This is a genomic window from Bradyrhizobium sp. LHD-71, assembly GCF_031157255.1.
Classification (GTDB): Bacteria; Pseudomonadota; Alphaproteobacteria; order Rhizobiales; family Xanthobacteraceae; genus P52-10.
On sequence record NZ_JAVIFX010000010.1, the window covers coordinates 118,880 to 140,173 of the forward strand.

General features: G+C 63.2%; 17 protein-coding genes and 1 pseudogene. 14 read left to right on the forward strand and 4 right to left on the reverse strand.

Annotated features, from left to right (window positions below; genetic code table 11):
- Nucleotides 1-29: 29 nt before the first annotated feature.
- On the reverse strand, nt 30-908 hold the full coding sequence (locus tag RCO31_RS13025; RefSeq protein ID WP_308968816.1) for a LysR family transcriptional regulator: 879 nt from the start codon (nt 906-908) through the stop codon (nt 30-32).
- Nucleotides 909-1,081: 173 nt separating this feature from the next.
- Here RCO31_RS13025 and bla point away from each other — a divergent pair, with 173 nt between their 5' ends.
- On the forward strand, nt 1,082-1,975 hold the full coding sequence (gene bla, locus RCO31_RS13030) for a class A beta-lactamase (RefSeq protein WP_308968817.1): 894 nt from the start codon (nt 1,082-1,084) through the stop codon (nt 1,973-1,975).
- A 100-nt stretch (nt 1,976-2,075) separates the two neighbouring features.
- On the opposite strand, the pseudogene RCO31_RS13035 reads toward bla, so the two are convergent.
- Nucleotides 2,076-2,890, reverse strand: a pseudogene (locus RCO31_RS13035) (alpha/beta fold hydrolase).
- Between the two features lie 241 nt (nt 2,891-3,131).
- On the opposite strand from RCO31_RS13035, the gene RCO31_RS13040 reads away from it, so the two are divergent.
- The 3 genes from RCO31_RS13040 (at nt 3,132) to RCO31_RS13050 (ending at nt 6,771) form a co-directional block, all read left to right on the forward strand.
- Nucleotides 3,132-4,520 (forward strand): class II 3-deoxy-7-phosphoheptulonate synthase, encoded by a 1,389-nt coding sequence (locus tag RCO31_RS13040; RefSeq protein WP_308968818.1) that lies wholly within the window; start codon nt 3,132-3,134, stop codon nt 4,518-4,520.
- Nucleotides 4,521-4,587: 67 nt separating this feature from the next.
- Nucleotides 4,588-4,941, forward strand: a complete 354-nt coding sequence (locus tag RCO31_RS13045; RefSeq protein WP_308968819.1) for a diacylglycerol kinase — start codon at nt 4,588-4,590, stop codon at nt 4,939-4,941.
- Nucleotides 4,942-5,010: 69 nt separating this feature from the next.
- Nucleotides 5,011-6,771 carry an NAD+ synthase gene (locus tag RCO31_RS13050; protein WP_308968820.1) on the forward strand — a complete coding sequence of 587 codons (1,761 nt, stop codon included), beginning with the start codon at nt 5,011-5,013 and terminating at the stop codon, nt 6,769-6,771.
- 94 nt (nt 6,772-6,865) lie between these two features.
- On the opposite strand, the gene RCO31_RS13055 is transcribed toward RCO31_RS13050, so the two are convergent.
- A complete protein-coding gene (locus tag RCO31_RS13055) occupies nt 6,866-7,987 on the reverse strand; it encodes a DUF2865 domain-containing protein (RefSeq protein ID WP_308968821.1) in 1,122 nt (373 codons plus the stop codon).
- 756 nt (nt 7,988-8,743) lie between these two features.
- Here RCO31_RS13055 and cysS point away from each other — a divergent pair.
- The 3 genes from cysS to cimA all read left to right on the forward strand — a co-directional run bounded on the left by cysS (nt 8,744) and on the right by cimA (nt 12,400).
- Nucleotides 8,744-10,180, forward strand: coding sequence for a cysteine--tRNA ligase (gene cysS / locus RCO31_RS13065; protein ID WP_308968822.1), 1,437 nt, complete (start codon nt 8,744-8,746; stop codon nt 10,178-10,180).
- Between the two features lie 118 nt (nt 10,181-10,298).
- Nucleotides 10,299-10,805 carry a GNAT family N-acetyltransferase gene (locus tag RCO31_RS13070; RefSeq protein ID WP_308968823.1) on the forward strand — a complete coding sequence of 169 codons (507 nt, stop codon included), beginning with the start codon at nt 10,299-10,301 and terminating at the stop codon, nt 10,803-10,805.
- Nucleotides 10,802-12,400, forward strand: coding sequence for a citramalate synthase (gene cimA, locus RCO31_RS13075; protein ID WP_308968824.1), 1,599 nt, complete (start codon nt 10,802-10,804; stop codon nt 12,398-12,400). The genes RCO31_RS13070 and cimA overlap by 4 nt, the downstream gene beginning before the upstream one ends.
- Before the next feature lie 50 nt (nt 12,401-12,450).
- Here cimA and RCO31_RS13080 read toward each other — a convergent pair whose 3' ends face one another.
- Entirely contained in the window at nt 12,451-13,047 is a 597-nt protein-coding gene (locus RCO31_RS13080) for a TIGR00730 family Rossman fold protein (protein ID WP_308968825.1), read from the reverse strand.
- Nucleotides 13,048-13,254: 207 nt separating this feature from the next.
- Here RCO31_RS13080 and RCO31_RS13085 point away from each other — a divergent pair, with 207 nt between their 5' ends.
- From RCO31_RS13085 to RCO31_RS13115, 7 genes are all read left to right on the forward strand, one after another.
- A complete protein-coding gene (locus RCO31_RS13085) occupies nt 13,255-15,243 on the forward strand; it encodes an ABC transporter ATP-binding protein/permease (RefSeq protein ID WP_308968826.1) in 1,989 nt (662 codons plus the stop codon).
- Between the two features lie 38 nt (nt 15,244-15,281).
- Nucleotides 15,282-15,980, forward strand: a complete 699-nt coding sequence (locus RCO31_RS13090; RefSeq protein WP_308968827.1) for a phosphatidylserine decarboxylase — start codon at nt 15,282-15,284, stop codon at nt 15,978-15,980.
- Between the two features lie 76 nt (nt 15,981-16,056).
- Nucleotides 16,057-16,926: a phosphatidylcholine/phosphatidylserine synthase gene (locus RCO31_RS13095; RefSeq protein WP_308968829.1), complete on the forward strand. Its 870-nt coding sequence runs from the start codon at nt 16,057-16,059 to the stop codon at nt 16,924-16,926.
- A 217-nt stretch (nt 16,927-17,143) separates the two neighbouring features.
- Nucleotides 17,144-17,917 carry a MotA/TolQ/ExbB proton channel family protein gene (locus tag RCO31_RS13100; RefSeq protein ID WP_308968831.1) on the forward strand — a complete coding sequence of 258 codons (774 nt, stop codon included), beginning with the start codon at nt 17,144-17,146 and terminating at the stop codon, nt 17,915-17,917.
- A gap of 28 nt (nt 17,918-17,945) precedes the next feature.
- The gene (locus RCO31_RS13105) at nt 17,946-18,770 is read left to right on the forward strand and encodes a flagellar motor protein MotB (protein WP_308968832.1); all 825 of its coding nucleotides are present in this window, start codon (nt 17,946-17,948) and stop codon (nt 18,768-18,770) included.
- Nucleotides 18,771-18,929: 159 nt separating this feature from the next.
- A complete protein-coding gene (locus RCO31_RS13110) occupies nt 18,930-20,834 on the forward strand; it encodes a potassium transporter Kup (RefSeq protein ID WP_308968833.1) in 1,905 nt (634 codons plus the stop codon).
- A gap of 117 nt (nt 20,835-20,951) precedes the next feature.
- The gene (locus RCO31_RS13115) at nt 20,952-21,287 is read left to right on the forward strand and encodes a rhodanese-like domain-containing protein (protein WP_308968834.1); all 336 of its coding nucleotides are present in this window, start codon (nt 20,952-20,954) and stop codon (nt 21,285-21,287) included.
- Nucleotides 21,288-21,294 lie beyond the last annotated feature (7 nt).

Consider the following 21,294-nt stretch of genomic DNA (forward strand, 5'->3'; position numbering starts at 1 on the left):
GTAGGAGTGAGTAGGGTCGCGCTCACTACTCACGAATTCGCCACTTGCACCTCCGCCAAAATCCACGTCCGAAACGCACCCATCGCTGGCGTTTCCGCACGCGATTTCAGGTGCGTCAGCCAATAGCTTCCCGCGGACGCTGTGATGCTGAAGGGTTGGACGACGCGACCTTCAGCGATCTCGCGGGCGAACATCGCAACAGGAACGAGTGCGACCCCGGCGCCTTGTGCGGCCGCTTCCACGAGAGCTCGTGACGAATCGAATATCCAGCCGCGAAGGCCTGGCGGCTGAACACCTGCCGACCTGAACCAGAGCGGCCATTCGTCCACGCGGTAGGACCGCAACAATTCCTCATTTGCCAGGTCTGAGGGACAGCGCAATCGTGCGCCGATCGACGGCATGCAAACCGGAGACAGCGGAGCATCCATCAGATGGATAGCGCCGGTGCCGTGCCATGCGCCGTCACCGAACCTGATGAAGAAGTCCAGGCCGTCGAGAAGAATATCGGCGCGATTGTTGTTCGTCTTGATACGAAGATCGACATGGGGATGCTGCTCCCTGAACGTCTTCAGCCGCGGCAGCAACCAGCCGATCGCAAACGTCCCGACCACGCCGACTGTCAGTATCTCCCGGAAATTGCCTTCCTCGAACTGGCTGAGCGTGGCGCTCATCCGACGGAACGCGTCGGTCAGCACCGGCAGCAGGGCGTGGCCCTCGTCCGTGAGCGCCAGGCCGCGCTGCAGACGCTTGAACAGCACCACGCCCAGCGTTTCCTCCAGCGCCTTCACCTGGTGGCTGATCGCCGTTTGCGTGACCCGCAATTCCAGTCCTGCGCGCGTGAAGCTGCCGAGCCGGGCCGAGGCCTCGAAAGCGCGCAAGGCGTTGAGAGGCAATTGCGAGACTTCCATTCGCCCGGACCAGATGCCTAAGATTTTCTCAGGTCTAAGCAGAGAATTGATCGTTTGGCGAGGGGCAGGGTTTCCGCGTATCGGCATTCCAGGCGGTGGCGTCACGGTTGTTTCCGGAAGGCCAAACGGTCGCCGACCGCTCCGAGAGGCATTTTCCGAATATGGAGTCAGGAATGACGATATCGATGTCGCGTCGGCAGACGCTTGCCGGCAGTCTGCTTGCGCTTCCGGCGCTTGCCGCACTCAGTGGTGCTGGATTTGCCCGGGACGCTCAGGCACCCGAGGCCAGGCTCGCCGAGCTGGAACGGAAGGCAGGCGGGCGCATCTGCGTGGGCATTCTGGATGTCGCGACAGGCAAGCGCACGGGCCATCGCGCCGACGAACGCATGCTCATGTGCAGCACGTTCAAGGCCATGGCGGCGGCACTCGTGCTGGCGCGTGTCGACAAGGGGCAGGAGAAGCTCGATCGGCGCATCGCGATCACGAAGAAGGACATCGTGGGCTGGTCGCCGGTGACCCGGACGCGCATCGGCGCAACCGGGATGACGGTCGCGGAGCTCTGCGATGCCGCCGTGACGCTCAGCGACAATGGAGCTGCCAACCTGCTTCTCGCCAGCTTCGGCGGACCACCGGGAATGACCGCCTTCTTCCGCAGTCTCGGCGACGAGGTTTCACGCCTTGATCGCATGGAGCTCGAGCTCAACGCGCACGACGGTCCGGAGGACATTCGTGACACCACCACGGCGGCGGCGATGCTGGAAAACCTCAGGCGGCTTCTCTTCACCGACGTTCTGTCTGCGCCTTCGCGATCCCAGTTTGCGGCCTGGCTGATCGCCAACAAGACAGGAGATACGCGGCTGCGTGCAGGCTTTCCGAAGACCTGGCTCGTCGGCGACAAGACCGGCACCGGCCCCGACAGACACGGAAACGTCAATGACATCGCAGTCGCGTGGCCGGCGGACCGGACGCCCATCATCGTGACGGCATATTGCCAGGCTCCGGCAATTTCCGCCGACCAGCGCAACGCCGTTCACGCCGAAATCGGCCGGATCGCGTCGGGGATTTGAAGCAGGTATCCGTCAGCCTGGTCCGGGTGGTGCGCAAGCGCCCCCCGGCGGGCCGCAAGCGCTGTCCGGATTAGCGCTTTCGCTCGAAAGATTGCGCCGCTCACTTCGTTGTCAGCCAGTCGGCGCTGTCTTGCCAGAGCGTCTCGCGAAATTCGTCGCGGAAGGGCCGATCTTGCTCGCGCCGACGTCTTTCGGCGCGATCGAAAGGATTTCCGGCCTGGTGGCGGTGAAGCCGGAACACAAAAGCTCCACCATCGGCCGTGTCGCCCACGGATCGTCGGTGAAGCTCAATGCGCGCAGGGGCGCCTTGTACTGGCGGTAGTTGGCGAGCGCTTTCAGGTCCGGGTCGTCGTAATAGTAGCGCTCGTTCATCACCCAGTCGGTCCATTGCAGGAACACGCCCTTCGGCAGGTCCTGGCCGAGGCCAAGCTTCCCTGGCATGTAGCCCAGAAGCCGCGTGATCGGCCGGCCGAGAAACGCCAGCATGAGATAGACGCGATAGTTTTCCGGCGGCGTCATCAATCCCCAATGGCCGGCCTGCGCCGACACCAGGAGGCTGCGGGTGATCATGTCGTTGTTCGGCAGCAGGCCGATGGCCTGGCCTCCGAAGGAGTGTCCGACGGCCGCAAGCGGCAGGCCCTTGTAACGCCCGCGCATCAAGGTCACCGCGGAGGTGACGTCGAGCGTGGCCCAGTTGGCCATGCTCGCCTTGAAGCCTGCAAGCGACTTGGTGGGAGGTGTCTTGGGACGCGAGCCGCCGATGCCCCGGTAGTCGTAGGTCAGGACGACGCAGCCGCGGCTGGCGAGGTAGGTGGCGAAACCGCGGTAGATCTTGCGTGGTACGGCCGTGGCGGAATTGATCAGGATGCTGTGTCGTCTCGTGCGGCGCGGCAGGAACAGCGTTGCCGCCAGCATATACCCGTCACTGGCCGGCAGCGTGATGTCGTCCACGAAGACGTCCGCAAGCCCGGCTTCAGCCACCTCAAAGCCCCCACCATTTACCTTGAAAAACCGTTTACGGCGCGGCCAGCCTTGCCTGCAAGGCCTTGAGTCCCAAAGCTGAATTCCAACTGGCGCGGCGGGGAAGGGCTGTGTATAACCCGGCCCGCCGGCATGCATCGGACCTGATGGCGCCGGATTTCCAGGAGCACGACCCATGTCCGAGCGGTGGACACCCGATAGCTGGCGCAAGAAGCCGGTGCTGCAAGTGCCGGAATATCCGGACGCGAATGCCTTGGCCGAGGTTGAAGCGCAGCTTGCGACGTTTCCGCCGCTGGTCTTCGCAGGTGAGGCGCGCAACCTGAAGAAGGCGCTGGCGAAGGTCGCCGCCGGCGACGCGTTCCTGCTGCAAGGCGGAGACTGCGCCGAGAGCTTCGCCGAGCACGGCGCCAATAACATCCGCGACTTTTTCCGCGTCTTCCTCCAGATGGCGGTGGTGCTGACCTACGCGGGCGCATCGCCGGTGGTGAAGGTCGGCCGCATTGCCGGCCAGTTCGCCAAGCCGCGTTCGTCGCCGACCGAGAAGCAGGATAGCGTCGAGCTGCCGAGCTATCGCGGGGATATCGTCAACGACAGCGCCTTCACGGCGGAGGCACGTGTGCCGAATCCGGCACGGCAGTTGATGGCGTATCGGCAGTCGGCGGCCACCCTGAATCTCCTGCGTGCGTTCGCGACCGGCGGCTTCGCCAATCTCGCCAGCGTGCATCAGTGGATGCTGGGCTTCTTGAAGGATTCGCCGCAGTCGCGGCGTTACCAGGAGCTCGCGAACCGTATTTCGGAAGCGCTCGATTTCATGCGCGCCTGCGGCCTCGATCTGGAGAGCCACCCGGAACTGCGGGCGACCGATTTCTACACCAGCCACGAGGCGTTGCTGCTCGGCTACGAGCAGGCGATGACGCGTGTCGATTCCATTACCGGCGACTGGTACGCCACCTCCGGTCACATGATCTGGATCGGCGACCGCACGCGGCAACTCGAGAACGGACATGTCGAGTATTTCCGCGGCATCAAGAATCCGATCGGCTTGAAATGCGGCCCATCGCTGAAGCCGGACGAACTGCTTCGTCTCCTCGACGTGCTCAATCCCGACAACGAGGCGGGCCGCATCACGCTGATCAACCGTTTCGGCTCGGACAAGGTTAACGAATGCCTGCCGCCGCTGATCCGCGCGGTGCAGCGCGAAGGGCGCGTCGTCGTGTGGTCGTGCGATCCCATGCACGGCAACACGATCACGTCCACCTCGGGCTACAAGACACGTCCGTTCGACCGCATCGTTTCCGAGGTAAAATCGTTCTTTGCCATCCACGCCGCGGAAGGCACCCACGCCGGCGGCGTCCATCTGGAGATGACCGGCCAGGATGTCACCGAGTGCACGGGTGGCGCGCGCGCCATCACCGACGAGGATCTCAATGACCGCTATCATACGGTCTGCGATCCGCGGCTCAATGCCGAGCAGTCGATCGACCTGGCGTTTCTGATCGCCGAACTGCTGAAGCGGGAGCGCGCAACGCGGGCAAGGCCTTTGCCTGCCGCTTCGGGACTCTAGGGGCCTGCCGATAGTTCGTGTAAGGGGTTTGCGGCGGCATCACGAACTTCGGAAGCGGGGCACGGATGTGAGGCGTCTCTATCTGGCGACCATCAATAGCTGGAACGGGCTGGTTGCAGCGGCACGTTCCGAGGCGGCCATCCGGGAAGAGCTCGCTCTCCTTCTTCTGTCCATCCCGCTCGCCTATTTCGTCGGCGTCACTACGGCTCGTTCAATCGAGCTGGTTCTGGTGCTGATGCTGCTCCTGGCCGTCGAGCTCTTGAATACGGCGATCGAGAAACTGGCCGATCGGCTGACGCTCGATCATGACGAGCAGATCGGCCGGGTGAAGGACATGGGCTCGGCAGCAGTCGGCGTGGCGCTGCTGATCGCTGGCGCGGTGTGGATATTCGCGATTGCCGAGCGGTTGGGGATCGTCTGATCTGCGCGGGTGGATGATTGCGAAAATGCGCTTCGGCGCTAGATTTAGCCCGATAAGCGATGAGATGACATGAACAGCAAAGCTGCCGACCGTCTTGCGATCACCCTGGCCCAGTTGAACCCGACCATGGGCGATGTCGAAGGCAATGCCGCCAGGGCGCGCGAGGCGCGCGCGAAGGCGGCTGCCGAAGGCGCCGACCTGATCGTCTTTCCCGAGCTGTATATCTGCGGCTACCCGCCGGAAGACTTGGTTCTGAAACCGGCCCTGCAAGCCGCTTGCCGGACGGAGATCGAAACGTTGGCGCGGGAAACCGCGGATGGCGGGCCGGCGATGCTGATCGGGACACCGTGGGTCGACGGCGGAAAGCTCTACAACGCCTGTGCGCTGCTTGAGGGCGGACGGATTGCGGCGATCCGCTACAAGGTCAACTTGCCGAACTACGGCGTGTTCGACGAACGGCGCGTGTTCGCGCCTGGTCGGCCCTCGGGACCGATGACGCTCAAGGGGGTGCGCATCGGTGTGCCCGTCTGCGAGGATATTTGGACCGACGAGTCACCCGCTTACGAGAATGTCGTCGAATGTCTTGCCGAGACTGGCGCGGAAATTCTCATCGTGCCGAACGGCTCCCCGTACTACCGCGACAAGGACGACGTGCGCACCAATGTCGCAGTTGCGCGGGTCACCGAGTGCCATCTGCCGCTGATCTACGTCAATCAGCTCGGCGGCCAGGACGAGCTGGTGTTTGACGGCGCGTCGTTCGCGCTGAACGGCGACCGTTCGCTGGCTGCGCAGCTGCCGGCGTTCCAGGAGAGCCTCACCACCTTGCATTGGGTGCGTACGGCAACCGGGTGGCAATGCAAGGGGCCGGTCGCGCAACTCGTCGATGGCGACAAGGGCGATTACGCTGCGTGCGTGCTGGGCCTGCGCGACTATGTCCGCAAGAACGGATTTCCAGGTGTGCTGCTCGGCGTATCGGGCGGCATCGATTCCGCCCTGTGTGCAGCGATCGCGGTGGATGCGCTTGGTGCAGACCGCGTGCGCGGCGTGATGCTGCCGTTTCGCTTCACTGCGCAGATGTCGCTGGACGACGCCGCCGAACTCTCCAGGAATCTCGGCATTCGCCACGATGTGCTGCCAATTGCGGATGCCGTGAACGGCATCGAGGCCTCGCTCGGCAGCATTTTCGAGGGCCGTGCACGTGATATCGCCGAAGAGAACATCCAGGCACGTGCTCGCGGTACGATCCTGATGGCGGTATCGAACAAGTTCAACCTGATGGTTGTGACCACCGGCAACAAGTCGGAGATGTCGGTAGGTTATGCGACGCTCTACGGCGACATGAATGGCGGCTTCAATCCGATCAAGGATATCTACAAGACGGAGGTGTTTCGCCTTTCGGCCCTGCGCAACACATGGAAGCCCGACGGTGCGCTCGGTCCTTCCGGCGTCGTCATCCCGCCGAACATCATCACCCGGCCGCCGAGCGCAGAATTGCGCGAAGATCAGACCGATCAGGATTCGCTGCCGCCCTACGAGGTGCTGGACGCTATCCTCGAGCGGCTGGTCGAGCACGAGGATTCGCTGGCCGCGATCGTCGCCGACGGTTTCGACCGCGAGACGGTTGCGCGCGTCGATCGACTGCTCAACATCGCCGAATACAAACGGCGCCAATCGGCGCCGGGCGTGAAGGTGACGTTGAAGAATTTCGGCCGCGATCGTCGCTATCCGATCACCAATCGTTTCCGTGACTCCGGCAAGCCGTTGCCCAAGCCGGATGAGTCGCTGGCAGTGCGCGCCAACCGCGCGTCAACCGAGGCCATCGACGTCTGAGGAGAGACGTCGCGGCTGTCATATATGCGCAAGTGACAGCTACGCGCCTTTAAACTTCTCCCCGGACCGATATGCGACAGCCCCGAGAGGGGCTTTACTTCGTCGCCGGAATGAAAGGCGGGCCGACGGTGCGGATCGGACGGTCCGCGGGCGGCGGCGTTGCCGGCGCTGTTGCCGCCGGAGCCTCCGACGCTTGTGCTGGGCTGCCTGTCGCCTGCTGGGCGGGGATGCGGACCGGCCGACCCTGGGCGTCGCGCGACTGCAACATCTGCCGGGCGCGCTCATCGGTGACGATGATGTCGCCCTGTTGGCCGCGATCGTCGATCCCCTTCAGCGCTTCCGCCCAGGTCTGGCCCTGCGCCTTGCAGGAGCAGGCGGGATTGAACGCCTGGCGGTACTTGAATGCGTTCGGAAGCGCAGTATAGGGCTGGCCGTTGATCGACACGGCGCGCGTCATGTCTTCGTTGCTGTGGAAGGTGAACAGTGTCGCCTCGGCCGCCGGACACAGGCTCTTGCAGGCCTGCTCGTCGTCGGCGAAGCGGGCGGGCGTGGTCGCGTATGAGACCGGGAAATAGAAGCCGTCACAGGTGCGCACGCAAACCGTCTTGTAGGTTGATGCCGGCGCGCCAAACTCCTCCGGAGGAGGGGTGGTGACGTTATTGTTGCCGCCGCCGAACAGCGTGTCGAAGAAGCCGCCGCCTTGGTTGGCATGGCTCGCGTATTGCGGCCCGCAGTTGTTCTGCGCGAGCGCGGCCAGCACCGAGCGGCGTTGCTGGTCTCGTTCGAAGCTGCCTGCGCCGCCGCGACCGCGCAGGCGCTCGATCGAGGTCGTGATCTGGTCCAGATTGGCGCGCATCTGCTGGATCTGGCTGTTCACCGGGCCGCACTGCGCCGACTGGTTGCTAAACAGCGCAAAGAATCCGGAACTGTCGCAGCCCATGCGTTTGGCGTGGTTGGTGACGCGCTCGAGTTCGCCGGCCTGGCGTGATGCCGCATCTTCGTAGCGCCTGATCTGCTCGGCGCGTGCGGGATCGGTGGTGCCGCGGTCCACCATGGCCAGCTGCGCTTCAAGCCGCTGGCAAACCGGGTTGGCGGCAACGCCCCCCTGCGGCGGGGGAAAATTCTGCGCACGCGACGGCGAAACCAACGTCAGTACGCTGGCGAGTGAGACGAGCGCGATGGCGAAGCGGAAACGCAAGAAGTAAGGTTCAGTCATCAGCCGCAGCCAGGAGGCCGCGATGCGGCCGGATGCAGTGACATAGCTTCTTCCCGCGGCGAGGTCACGCCGTTTCCGCGGCAGCGATGTGGCGGTCTGCACAAGCCTTCGCGACCAGACGATCACCGCTCGCAGGTGATTGCAACGTATGCGAGGGCGCACGCTTGACCGAGACACGTTTCGCGGGTGGACGCCGGCGTCGAGTCGGCAACTTCGCCCGGATCGACGCGACGATAGGCTGATGCAGCCTTGAATTCTCGTGAGCGGCAGTAAGCCCGTGCGGCCGATGCGCCGCAGGGCTCGCCGTCGGCGAGGCACTGGTCGATTCCGTACCCATCCGGCTGATTGGCAATGATGAACACCCGACTATCGGCCGTCGCCGAAACCGGCACCATAAGCGCGAGAGCCAGCATTTCGAGGGCCAGTATTTCGAGGGCCAAGATATATGGCGCAAGCTTCATGGGTCACCGGACGGGATCGAAACTATCCGCCCGGAAAGCCTGAAGCGGTTAATCTTCGTTAAGGAAGGACGCGATGATTGGCGCACTTTCAAGGCAATGCGTAGAGCAAATCAGCCACAGTCCGGCCTTTTTCCTTGACGAAATGCCCGCTCTCCGCCATTTGTGGCTGCATGAACGGTCTCCTCGCCATTTGCGGCATCTGCCGCGAGATTACGAGCTAGCGATTCGCTGGCTGAGGCCGTCTTTTTTCTCAAGGCAGAGATAAACCGACGCCCGGCCATAGGGGCTAAAAGCTATGGAATTGCGTCTTTACGATACGATGACCAAGGAGAAGCAGCCGTTCCGGCCGCTCGATCCCGCGCATGTGCGTATGTATGTCTGCGGACCCACGGTCTACGACTTTGCGCATATCGGCAACGCCCGCCCGGTGATCGTCTTCGACGTGCTTTTCCGCCTGCTGCGGCACCTGTACGGCGAGACGCACGTGACCTACGTCCGCAACATCACCGACGTGGACGACAAGATCAACGACCGCGCGGCGCGCGACTATCCCGAATTGCCGCTGAACGAAGCGATCCGCAAGGTCACTGAACAGACGGGCGCCCAGTTCCACGCGGACGTGGACGCGCTCGGCGCATTGCGGCCGACGGTCGAGCCACGGGCAACCGAGCACATCGAAGAGATGCGGGCGATCATCGAAAGGCTGATCGCGAACGGCAACGCCTATGTCGAGCAGAACCACGTGCTGTTCGCGGTCGGGACGATGCCGGAGTACGGCCGCCTGTCACGACGCTCGCTTGACGAGATGATCGCCGGAGCGCGTGTCGACGTCGCGCCGTACAAGCGCGACGCGATGGATTTCGTGCTCTGGAAGCCGTCGAAGCCGGGCGAGCCGTCGTGGCCGTCGCCCGGCGGCATCAAGGTCGAAGGACGTCCGGGCTGGCATATCGAGTGCTCGGCGATGGCCTGGAAGCATCTCGGTGAACAGTTCGACATCCATGGCGGCGGAATCGACCTCGTATTCCCGCATCACGAGAACGAGGTCGCGCAGACGTGCTGCGCATTTCATTCCGACCGCATGGCGCAGGTCTGGATGCACAACGGGTTCCTGCAGGTCGAAGGCGACAAGATGTCGAAGAGCCTCGGCAACTTCGTCACGATCCGCGAGTTGCTTGGCACGGATACGTTTGGCGAACGCCGGTGGCCGGGCGAAGTGCTGCGGCTTGCGATGCTGAGAACGCATTACCGGTCGCCGCTGGACTGGACGGTTGCCGCGCTGGAGGAGAGCAAGAAGACTCTCGACTCCTGGTACGACATCATCGGCGACGATACGCCGGCGACAGGCGCGCTGGACGAGAGTGTTGCCGCGGCGTTGGGGGACGACCTCAACACCGCGGGCGCGATTGCGCGCCTGCATGCCTTGGCGTCGGAGATACGGGCAGCGTCGGGACCGGTTGCGACCGACCTGAGGCGCAAGTTCAAACAGTCTGCGATGCTGATGGGCTTGCTGCACGGAACGCAGAAGGAGTACCGGGCAAGCGATCCGCAGGCGCTGCTGATCGATCGATCTGCTGTCGACGCGCTGATCGATGCGCGCAAGGCCGCCCGCACGCGAAAGGATTTCAAGGAATCCGATCGCATCCGCGACGAGCTCGCCGCGATGGGGGTCGTCGTGAAAGACGGCAAGGACGCTAACGGCAACCCGGTGACAACGTGGGAGGTCGCGCGATGAAGAAACCCGATACTCCGTTCCCGAGGCACTGGCTCTACTACATCGCGATCAAGTTCATCGTGCTGGCCGGCGCGGCAGCGCTTGCGCTGACACTCCTGTTCCGCGTCTGGTGAGCATCATGGGTCAGTCTATGCCGAAGCCAGGTCTCAGGCCGTATCTGCCGGCAGATGCCGCGGTGTGTGCAGCGATTGCCGAAGCGAGCATCACTGAACTGACCGGAGACGACTACACCGAGGCGCAGCAGGAAGCCTGGGTTGCGGCGCTCGGTGACGACGACCTCGGTCGCAGGCTCGGCGGTCAGCTGACGCTGATTGCGACGCTGCGAGAGGCACCGGTCGGCTTTGCGTCCCTGAAAGACGGTAACCATATCGACCTTTTGTTCGTGCATCCGGCGGCCGTCGGGCAGGGAGTGGCGACAGCCCTCTTGGACGCGCTGGAGAAACTCGCGGGTGCGCGTGGAGCAACCCAGCTTACGGCGGACGTCAGCGACACGGCACTGCGTTTCTTCACCCGGCGCGGCTACGCGGCGCAGCGTCGCAACACTGTGCCGCTCGGCGACGAGTGGCTCGGCAATACCACCATGCAGAAAACATTCAACGAGACCTCGAAAGGGGCGACCCAATGAGCCGCGAACGGCTTTACCTGTTCGATACGACACTGCGCGATGGTGCGCAGACGAATGGCGTCGACTTCACGGTGCACGACAAGAAGCTGATCGCGAGCATGCTCGACGACCTCGGCGTCGACTATGTCGAAGGCGGCTATCCGGGCGCGAATCCGACCGATACGGAGTTCTTCTCGACCGAACCGAAGCTCGAGACCACGACCTTCACCGCCTTCGGCATGACACGCCGTCCCGGGCGTTCGGCCGCGAACGATCCGGGCATCGCCGCGCTGCTCGAGGCCAAGGCGAATGCGATCTGTTTCGTTGCAAAGTCGTCCGAATATCACGTGAAAGTGGCGCTGGAGACGACCAACGAGGAGAACCTCGCCTCGATCCGTGACAGCGTTGCCGCAGTGAACGCAAAGGGACGCGAGGTGCTGGTTGACTGCGAGCACTTCTTCGACGGTTACAAGGCGAACCCTGATTATACGCTGGCCTGCGCAAAGGCCGCATACGAGGCCGGCGCACGCTGGGTCGTCCTGTGCGACACCAATGGCGGTACGCTGCCGCACGAGGTCGAGCGCATCGTCGGCGAGGTTGCCAAGCATGTGCCGGGCGCGAATCTTGGCATTCACGCGCACAACGACACTGAGCAGGCAGTGGCAAATTCGCTTGCGGCGGTGCGCGCCGGGGCGCGGCAGATCCAGGGAACCCTGAACGGCATCGGCGAGCGCTGTGGCAACGCCAATCTCTGCTCGATCATTCCGACGCTGAAGCTCAAGCGTGAGTTCTCGGACAGGTTCGAGATCGGTATCCCGGATGACAAGCTCTCGTCACTGGTGCATGTGTCGCGCGCGCTGGACGATATGCTGAACCGCGCGCCGGACAGGCATGCGCCATATGTCGGCGAGAGCGCGTTCGCGACCAAGGCGGGCATCCACGCGTCGGCGATCGTCAAGGATCCGGCAACCTACGAGCATGTGGCGCCCGAAGCGGTCGGTAACCATCGGAAAGTTCTCGTCTCCGACCAGGCCGGGCGCTCGAATCTCCTGTCCGAGCTTGAGCGGATGAAGATTCCCTACAGCAAGGACGACAGCAAGCTGGTGCGGCTTCTGGAGGTGGTCAAGGAACGCGAGGCGATCGGTTACGCTTACGAGTCGGCGGATGCCTCGTTCGAGCTGCTGGCGCGGCGAACGCTCGGCCGCGTTCCGGAATACTTCAGCGTCGAGCAGTTCGACGTGAACGTCGAGCAACGGTTCAATGCGCTCGGCAACCGGGTGACGGTTGCGCTTGCGGTTGTGAAAGTGAACGTTGCGGGAGAGATGCTGATTTCCGCCGCGGAAGGCAACGGTCCGGTCAACGCCCTTGACGTCGCGCTGCGCAAGGATCTCGGCAAGTACCAGAAGTTCATCGAGGGGCTGAAGCTGACGGACTACCGCGTGCGTATCCTCAATGGCGGCACCGAGGCCGTCACACGCGTGCTGATTGAAAGCGAGGACGAGGCGGGCGAGCGCTGGACCACCATCGGTGTGTCGCCGAACATCATCGATGCCTCGTTCCAGGCGCTGATGGATTCAGTCGTCTACAAGCTGGTGAAGTCCAACGCACCGGCATGATGACGGGTGCACAGGGAAGACCGTAGCGCCACGGGGCGATCGGCCGAAGACTACAGCTTCTCGACGACTTCGCGCACCTTGCCGTTGCCATCGAGTTGCGCAGCCGCGTTGAGCTTCGGCAGGATGTCGGCCACCTTATCTGTGGTGAGCAGGTTGACGCTCAGTCCGGCGCGGATGAACGCCATGTCGCGCATGTGGTCGATCAGCTTCAGGAATGGTTCCCAGAAGCCGTCGATATTGGCGATCAGGATCGGCTTTTTGTGGCGGCCAAGTTGGGCCCAGGTGAGCTGTTCGACCAGCTCCTCCAGCGTGCCGACGCCGCCGGGGAGCGCAACGAACGCGTCCGCGCGGTCGAACATGATCTGCTTGCGCGTGTGCATGTCGGGCGTGACGATCAGCTCATGCGCTTCCGCCATGGCATGCTCGCGGGCGATAAGGAACTCGGGGATTACGCCGGTGACTTCGCCGTTGTGCTGCAATACGGACTGCGCCAGCGCTCCCATCAATCCGATGGAGCCGCCGCCGTAGACGAGTCTGATGCCATTGTCGGCGAGGAGTTTGCCGAATGTTTTGGCCGCTTCGACGAAGCGGGGATTTGCGCCCGGGCCGGAACCGCAATAGACGCAAACACTGCGGATATCATTCATTCTCCGGAATGTGGCGTCGCACCAAGGCAGGATCAAGGCCTTCGGTGGCTGTTCTCGCGCAGGGTTAATGCTTCGAAATCTGCTCGCAACTGCAAAACAACTCCCGGGCGAGGTGCGCCGGGTTTAGAAACACTCTATATGGAAGGCGACATCTTAACTTAAGGCCGCTTCCGCGGACGCCAGGTCGTTCGCAGCAGACATTCATGAATGACGCAAGCTGATACCGCGCCTAACGTCCAGCACGCACAGGCGGCCTCCCGCCGCTTTACCGACATCTCCGACCGCGGCTCGCTCGTAAGGACGCTCGTGCACCTGTGGCCGTATATCTGGCCGGGGGATCGGCGCGACCTGAAGATGCGCGTGCTTGCGGCCACGCTGGTGCTGCTGGTCGCCAAGCTCGCGACCATCGCCGTTCCGTTCACCTACAAATGGGCAGTCGACGGGCTCACCGGAGAGAGTTCGGGACCGATCGAAACCGAATGGTGGGTCTGGCTGATCGCTTCGCCGCTGATCATGACGATCGCCTATGGCGGCATGCGCATCATCATGGCGGTGCTGACGCAATTCCGTGACGGCATCTTCGCCAAGGTGGCGATGCACGCCGTCCGCCGGCTCGCCTATCTCACCTTCGTCCATATGCACGAGTTGTCACTGCGCTTTCACCTGGAGCGCAAGACCGGCGGGCTGACCCGCATCCTCGAGCGCGGCCGCACCGGCATCGAGGTGATGGTGCGGATGGTGATCCTGCAGCTCTTGCCGACGCTGGTCGAGGTCGCACTCGTCGCAGCCGTTCTGTTCTATCAATTCGACTGGCGCTACGTCATGGTCATTCTCGTGACGGTGGCGCTCTACATGTACTTCACCTACGTCGCCACCGAATGGCGGATTGAGATCCGCCGCCGGATGAACGAGTCCGATACGGAAGCCAACACCAAGGCAATCGACTCGCTCTTGAACTACGAGACGGTGAAATACTTCGGAGCGGAGGCGAGGGAGGCCTCGCGCTACGATCGCTCGATGGAAAGTTACGAGCGCGCCAGCGTCCGCACCTATACGTCGCTTGCGGTGCTGAACGCCGGACAAGCGGTGATCTTCACCATTGGCCTTGCCGCGGTGATGGTGATGTGCGCGATCGGCGTTCGCAATCGCACGCACACGGTCGGCGATTTCGTGATGATCAACGCGATGATGATCCAGCTCTATCAGCCGCTGAACTTCATGGGCATGGTCTATCGCGAGATCAAGCAGGCGGTGGTGGACATCGAGAAGATGTTCGGCGTGCTGGCGCGCGAGACGGAGGTAAAGGACGTCCCTGGCGCGAAGCCGCTCAAGATCGTCAACGGCGCGATCCGCTTCGACGACGTGAAATTCGCCTACGATCCGGATCGTCCAATCCTGCAAGGGCTCACTTTCGAGGTGCCCGCCGGCAAGACGGTCGCCGTCGTCGGTCCGTCGGGCGCGGGAAAGTCGACGCTCTCGCGGCTGCTCTATCGTCTCTACGATGTGGGAGAGGGGCGCATCACCATCGACGGCCAGGACATTGCCGGCGTTACCCAGCAGTCGCTGCGTGCGGCGATCGGCATGGTGCCGCAGGACACCGTGCTGTTCAACGATACCATTCGCTACAACATCCGCTATGGCCGCTGGGGCGCCACTGACGCCGAGGTCGAGGAAGCGGCGCGGCTTGCGCAGATCGACGGCTTCATCCGCATGTCGCCCAAGGGCTACGAGACCGAGGTCGGCGAACGCGGCTTGAAGCTGTCCGGCGGCGAGAAGCAGCGCGTTGCGATCGCCCGCACCATCCTGAAAGGTCCGCCAATTCTTCTGCTCGACGAGGCAACCTCGGCGCTCGACAGCCACACCGAGAAGGAAATCCAGGACGCGCTGGAACGGGTGTCTGAGAACCGCACATCGCTTGTGATTGCGCACCGGCTGTCGACCATCGTCAACGCCGACGAGATCATCGTGCTCAGCCAGGGCCGCATCGTCGAGCGCGGCACCCATGCGCGGCTGCTCGCGACGGACGGCCTCTACGCCAGCATGTGGAACAGGCAGCGCGAGGCGGAGGCTGCACGCGAGAAGCTGGCGCGGGTCGGCGACAGCACTGTAGCGTCTGCGCCGGCTCGTGTGGATGACACGGACGACGATGCGCCGGCCGAGCGCATACCGCTGGTCACGCCGAATGCGGCAGAGTAGTAGTTTGGCTTCACGTATCTCGCTGCATCCGGTGACCAATGTCGATTGTTGATTCCATTCGCGGGCAGGTGCCGAAGATTCACCCTGAAGGCTATCCCTTCATCGGCGGCTTCGCGCTCGCGAGCCTCGTCCTGTTCCTGATCTGGACGCCGCTTGGCTGGATCGGCACTATTCTCACCGTCTGGTGCGCGCTGTTCTTTCGTGATCCGGAGCGGGTCACACCGTTGCGCGAAGGCCTCGTGGTCGCCCCCGCCGATGGCCGCGTCTCGATGGTCGTTCAGGCGGTGCCGCCGCCGGAGCTTGGACTTGGCAACAAGCCGTTGCCGCGCGTCTCCATCTTCATGAGCGTGTTCAACTGTCACGTGAATCGGAGCCCGGCCACCGGCCGCGTCGACCTTATCGCCTATCGTCCGGGCAAATTCATCAACGCCGAGCTCGACAAGGCAAGCGAGGACAACGAGCGTAACTCGCTGGTCATCGCGACGCCGTCCGGCCAGATCGGGGTGATCCAGATCGCCGGCCTCGTAGCGCGGCGGATCGTCTGCTTTGTCCGCGAGGGCCAGTCCATGACGGCGGGCGAGCGTTTCGGCCTCATACGGTTTGGTTCGCGGCTCGACATCTTCCTGCCCGAGGGAGCCAAGCCGCTGGTCGCGGAAGGTCAAACCGCCGTCGCCGGTGAAACCGTGCTGGCCGATTTCCGGATCGGCGACGGTGGACGCAGCTACCGTGCCGACTGAGCAGCGCAAGCCGATGCAAGGGGCTTGTACGGAACCGGCCATGGCGCAACCGGCGTCCTGCAGCTATATCTAGGCGATGGTCCCGACCCCCAATTCTTCCGATGCCCGCCGGCGCCGCTTTCGCCCCATTCCGGTGCGCATGCTGGTGCCCAACATCATCACCCTGCTGGCGCTCTGCGCCGGGCTGACGGCGATCCGTCTGACGATCGAGGGACGGATCGAGCTTGCGCTGGGCGCCATCGTGTTCGCGGTCGTCCTCGACGGCCTGGACGGGCGGGTCGCGCGCCTGATCAAAGGTCAGTCCCGCTTCGGCGCCGAACTCGACAGCCTCGCCGATTTCGTGAACTTCGGCGTGACGCCCGGCCTGATCCTGTACTTCTGGAAGCTGAATGAGCTCAGCAATGTCGGCTGGATCGCCACCATTGTCTTCGCCATCAGCATGGGCTTGCGGCTCGCGCGCTTCAACGCGACGATGGACGATCCGAACAAGCCTGCCTATGCGGAGAATTTCTTCACCGGCGTGCCGGCGCCCGCCGGTGCCGTCTGCGTCCTGCTGCCGATCTACCTGGCCTTGCTCGGGGCTCCGGCAATTCCCGCGATCATCATCGCGATCTACGTGCTCGTCATCGCGTTTCTGATGGTCTCGCGGCTGCCGGTGTTCTCGGGCAAGAAGGTCGGCGCACGTGTGCCGCGTGAGATGGTGCTGCCGGTCATTGTTTTCGTCATCCTCCTGATCGCTCTGCTGATCAGCTATCCGTGGCACGTACTCAGCGCGGCTACGCTGCTGTTCCTCTGCAGCCTGCCGGTTGGCTGGCACTCATATCGCCAGTATGAACGACGCGCCGCGGAAGCCGCCGCAGGCCATGTGGCGGCAGAACACCCGGCGTCGTTCACAGCCTCGCCGCCGGAGGCGACCCAAGACAACCGCCCGCAACGGCTGAACTAGCGACGTTGCCGGCATTCGACCGTTCGCGTGCAGCTGAATGGTTAGCGAACCGTTGATGCTTCGACGCGGCTGCGGCGTGCCGACAATTGTCACTGTGCCGCATAGCTTCACGCAACTTTAATGGCGCGCGCGCTAGGGTTTTTCCGCACGGGCCAGAAGGGTCCGCGCCGCCGCGCCCGCGCCGCCGGCGAATAGTGCGTATGCGTCGGAGCCTTCCATGGATATCGCCACCAGTCTCGGGCTGCTTGCCGGCCTGATCGTCGTATCGACCTTGATCCTGATGGGCGGCGATTTCCGGATGTTCTACGACATCCATGCCATCATCGTTATTTTCGGCGGCTCGTTCGCCGCGACGCTGATCCGCTTTCCGCTGTCCTCGATCCTGCACGGCTTGCCGCTTGGCGCGAAATTCGCCTTTACCTTGCGTCGTTCCACCGCACGCGATCTCGTCGACGAACTGGCCTCGGTGGCGGAGATCGCCCGCAAGCAGGGGCCCGTAGGATTGGAGAAGGTGGAGACGGACGACGTCTTTCTGGCGAAGGGCATCCGCTACGTCGCGGACGGCTACGACGCCACGTTCATCCGCGACAATCTGGAGCGTGACCGGGACAACTTCCTGATGCACCTCGACGAGGGCTCGAAGATCTATCGCTCCATCGGCGATTGTGCGCCGGCATTCGGCATGGTCGGCACGCTGATCGGCATGGTGCAGATGTTTTCCAACATGTCCGATCCGTCCAAGCTCGGTCCGTTCATGGCTGTGGCGCTGCTGGCGACCCTCTACGGCGCGCTGGTCGCGAACCTGATTTGCCTGCCGATCGCCGACAAGCTTCATGTGAAACTGATCGACGAAGAGACCAACCGCACGTTGATCATCGACGGGATTTTGATGATCCGCGACTCGAAGAGCCCGGCGCTCGTTCGCGAAATGCTGCTGGCCTATCTGCCGGAAAAGCATCGCGAGGAACAAGGCGAGCCGGTTCCCGCCTGACCCAACCGCACTTTCCGGACCATAGAACATGGCCAAGAAAAAGCGCGCCGCCGTACACGGAGGGCACGGCTGGTTCGTGACCTTCGCCGATCTCATGGCACTGCTCGTCAGCTTCTTCGTGATGCTGGTGGCGTTTTCGAGCCAGGACCAGGCGAAGTTGAAGATCGTCGCCGGCTCGATGCGCGAGGCCTTCGGCGTGCAGACCGAGTCGCGCTTCTCCGGCGTGGTCGAGACGGAGGGATTGCCGACGCGGACGCGGCTGAAGCAGATCCAGCAGAATCCGGACGAAGCGAGGAATCCGGTTCTGCCGGAGATGATCGAGCGCGGCAAACTGGACGGCGCGCGGCTGAAGATCGATCGGGAATTTGCGCTTGCGTCAGCCTCGCTGCGCCAAGCGTTGCAGGATATGCCCGAACTGACCGAGATGTCGAAGCACATCATGTTCGAGGAGACCAAGGAGGGTCTGAACCTCGAAATCGTCGACCAGGACGGCCGCTCGATGTTTCCTGATGGCGCCAAGGAGCCGTACGAGCGAACGCGGCTCTTGATCCAGAAACTTGCCGGCCCGCTGCGGGCGACGCCGCTGCGGGTCGCGGTTATCGGACACACGGCGGCCAGCGTTGTTTCGCAGCGCTCGGACTACAACGCTTTCGATCTGTCCGCAGATCGCGCGAACGCGGTGCGGCAGATCCTGCAGAAGGAGGGGTTGCCTGCGGCGCACTTCTTCATGGTTGCCGGTAAGGCGGATACGCAGCCCCTGTTTCCGGACGATCCCAGTCTGGCTGCTAACCGCCGCGTAACCATCACGCTGATGCGTGAGGATCCTCCGCTGCCGCCAAACCTGAAGCCGTAGTTTTTGTCGGCCGGAAGGTATTAAAATACCTCGAAATGGGTTGCCAGCGACACTGGTGTTTGAAAATCCGGGTGTATAAGGCACAGCCGATTCCGGCCGTCGAGAGTTGACGAGTGCGCCTTTACGGACGACGGGACACGCGGAGAATTTTCTTCCATCATGGCTGTCAGTGATACAACCGCCGACGCGCCGCCGGCAGAGCCTCGCGCCCATGCGAGCTTTGCCGCGCTGACCGTCGGCAGCATCGGCGTCGTTTACGGCGATATCGGCACCTCGCCGCTCTACGCGTTCCGCGAAGCCGCGCACGCCGCGGCGCATGGCGGGGAGGTGACCCGCGAGATCGTGCTCGGCGTGCTGTCGATGATCGTGTGGGCCCTCCTGATCGTCGTCACTGCGAAGTACGTGCTGCTGCTTCTGCGCGCCGACAACAACGGCGAGGGCGGTTCGCTCTCCCTGATGGCGCTTGGCGGGCGCGCGCTCGGACGCCGCACCTTGCCATTGCTTGTGCTCGGCATCGTCGGGGCCTCGATGTTCATCGGCGATTCGATGATCACGCCGGCGATCTCGGTGCTGTCGGCGATGGAGGGCTTGAAGATTGTCACGCCTGCCTTGCAGGATTACGTGGTTCCACTGACCGTGATCATTCTCGTCACGCTGTTTTCGGTGCAAAGCCACGGGACGGCGAGGGTCGCAGCGGCCTTTGGGCCTGTGATGATCGTCTGGTTCCTGACGCTCGCTGTGCTCGGCTTGATGCACATCAGCGACGATCCGGGGGTGCTGGCGGCAATCAACCCTTGGTATGCGATCCAGTTCGTCGGCTCCCATGGAAAGATCGCGCTCGTGACGCTCGGCGCCGTGTTCCTGGTCGTGACCGGTGGCGAGGCCCTTTACGCCGATCTCGGTCACTTCGGGCGCAAACCGATCCAGTTCGCGTGGTTGTTCTTCGTCCTGCCGGCGCTGCTGCTGAACTACTTCGGGCAGGGCGCCCTGGTGCTGGCGCATCCGGAAACGATCGAAAATCCGTTCTACAAGCTGGCCCCGAGCTGGCTTCTGTTGCCACTGATCGTGCTCGCCACGGCCGCCACCGTGATCGCCAGCCAGGCCGTGATCACTGGCGCGTTCTCGATCGTCCGGCAGGCGGTGCAACTCGGGCTGCTGCCGCGCTTCGAGGTGCGCTACACGTCCGCTGCGCACGCGGGCCAGATCTACCTGCCGCGCGTCAATTTGATGTTGCTGATCGGCGTGCTGTTGCTGGTCGGCCTGTTCCGGACCTCGAGCGGCCTCGCGGGCGCTTACGGAATCGCCGTTTCGACCACCATGGTCGCCGACGCGATCATGGCCTTCTTCGTTGTGTGGAAGCTGTGGAACTGGCGTGCAGCCGCAGCCGCGGCGTTGGTCGTTCCGTTCGCTGTGGTTGATCTCACCTTCTTCGCTGCAAACCTTCTGAAGCTGTTCGAAGGCGCGTGGTTGCCGCTGCTGTTCGGACTGTTGATGGCGGTCATCATTTGGACGTGGCTGCGAGGCGCGGCGATCCTGATCAAGAAGACCCGCAAGATCGAGGTGCCAATGCAGGACCTCGTTCGCAGTCTCGAGAAACGTCCGCCGCATATCGTCCCGGGCACCGCCGTGTTCCTCACCAGCGACCCGGACTTCGTACCGACCTCGCTGATGCACAATCTCAAGCACAACAAGGTGCTGCATCAGAACAACGTCATTCTGACGGTCGAGACGGACAACCTGCCACGCGTTGATCTTTCCGACCGCGTCAGGCTGAACAAGATCAGTGACCGGTTCACCCAGGTGACCCTTCGGTTCGGCTTCATGGAATCGCCCAACGTGCCCGTGGCGCTCGCGCATGCCCGCAAGCTCGGTTGGGAGTTCGACATGATGTCGACCTCGTTCTTCGTCTCGCGGCGCTCGCTGAAGCCCGCGCCGCATTCCTTCATGCCGCGCTGGCAGGACAGCCTGTTCATCAGGCTCAGCCAGTCGGCCAACGACGCCACCGACTATTTCCACATTCCGACCGGGCGGGTGGTCGAGGTCGGAACACAGGTCACGATCTAGGGCCGAGGGTGCCGAGAAGCACAGCGAACTTCGGGTTCGGGACACTGGCGAACGGCTTGATTTTCGACGTGCCAAGGGCGACCTTGGCCGCAGAGTTAGAGACTTTGGAGGCTTTGAGTGGCGGATCAAAACCATAGCGTCGAGGATTTGACGCCGGCTGATGTCGCAAACGGCATCGCGGAAGGAAAATATCTCCTTGTCGACGTGCGCGAGCCGAATGAGGTTGCTGCGGAAGCCTATCCGGACGCAGAGATCGTTCCTCTCTCGAGCTTCGACCCGGCGAGCATTCCCGACCCGAAAGGCAAGCAGGTGGTGTTCGCCTGCCGGTCCGGAAAGCGGTCAGTGACGGCCTCGCTCGCGGCCCAGGCGGCCGGGCTTCCGTACGACAAGCATCTGGCCGGTGGAATTATCGGCTGGAAGGCTGCAGGCCTTCCAACCAAGACCGGCGGCTGACCGGTGC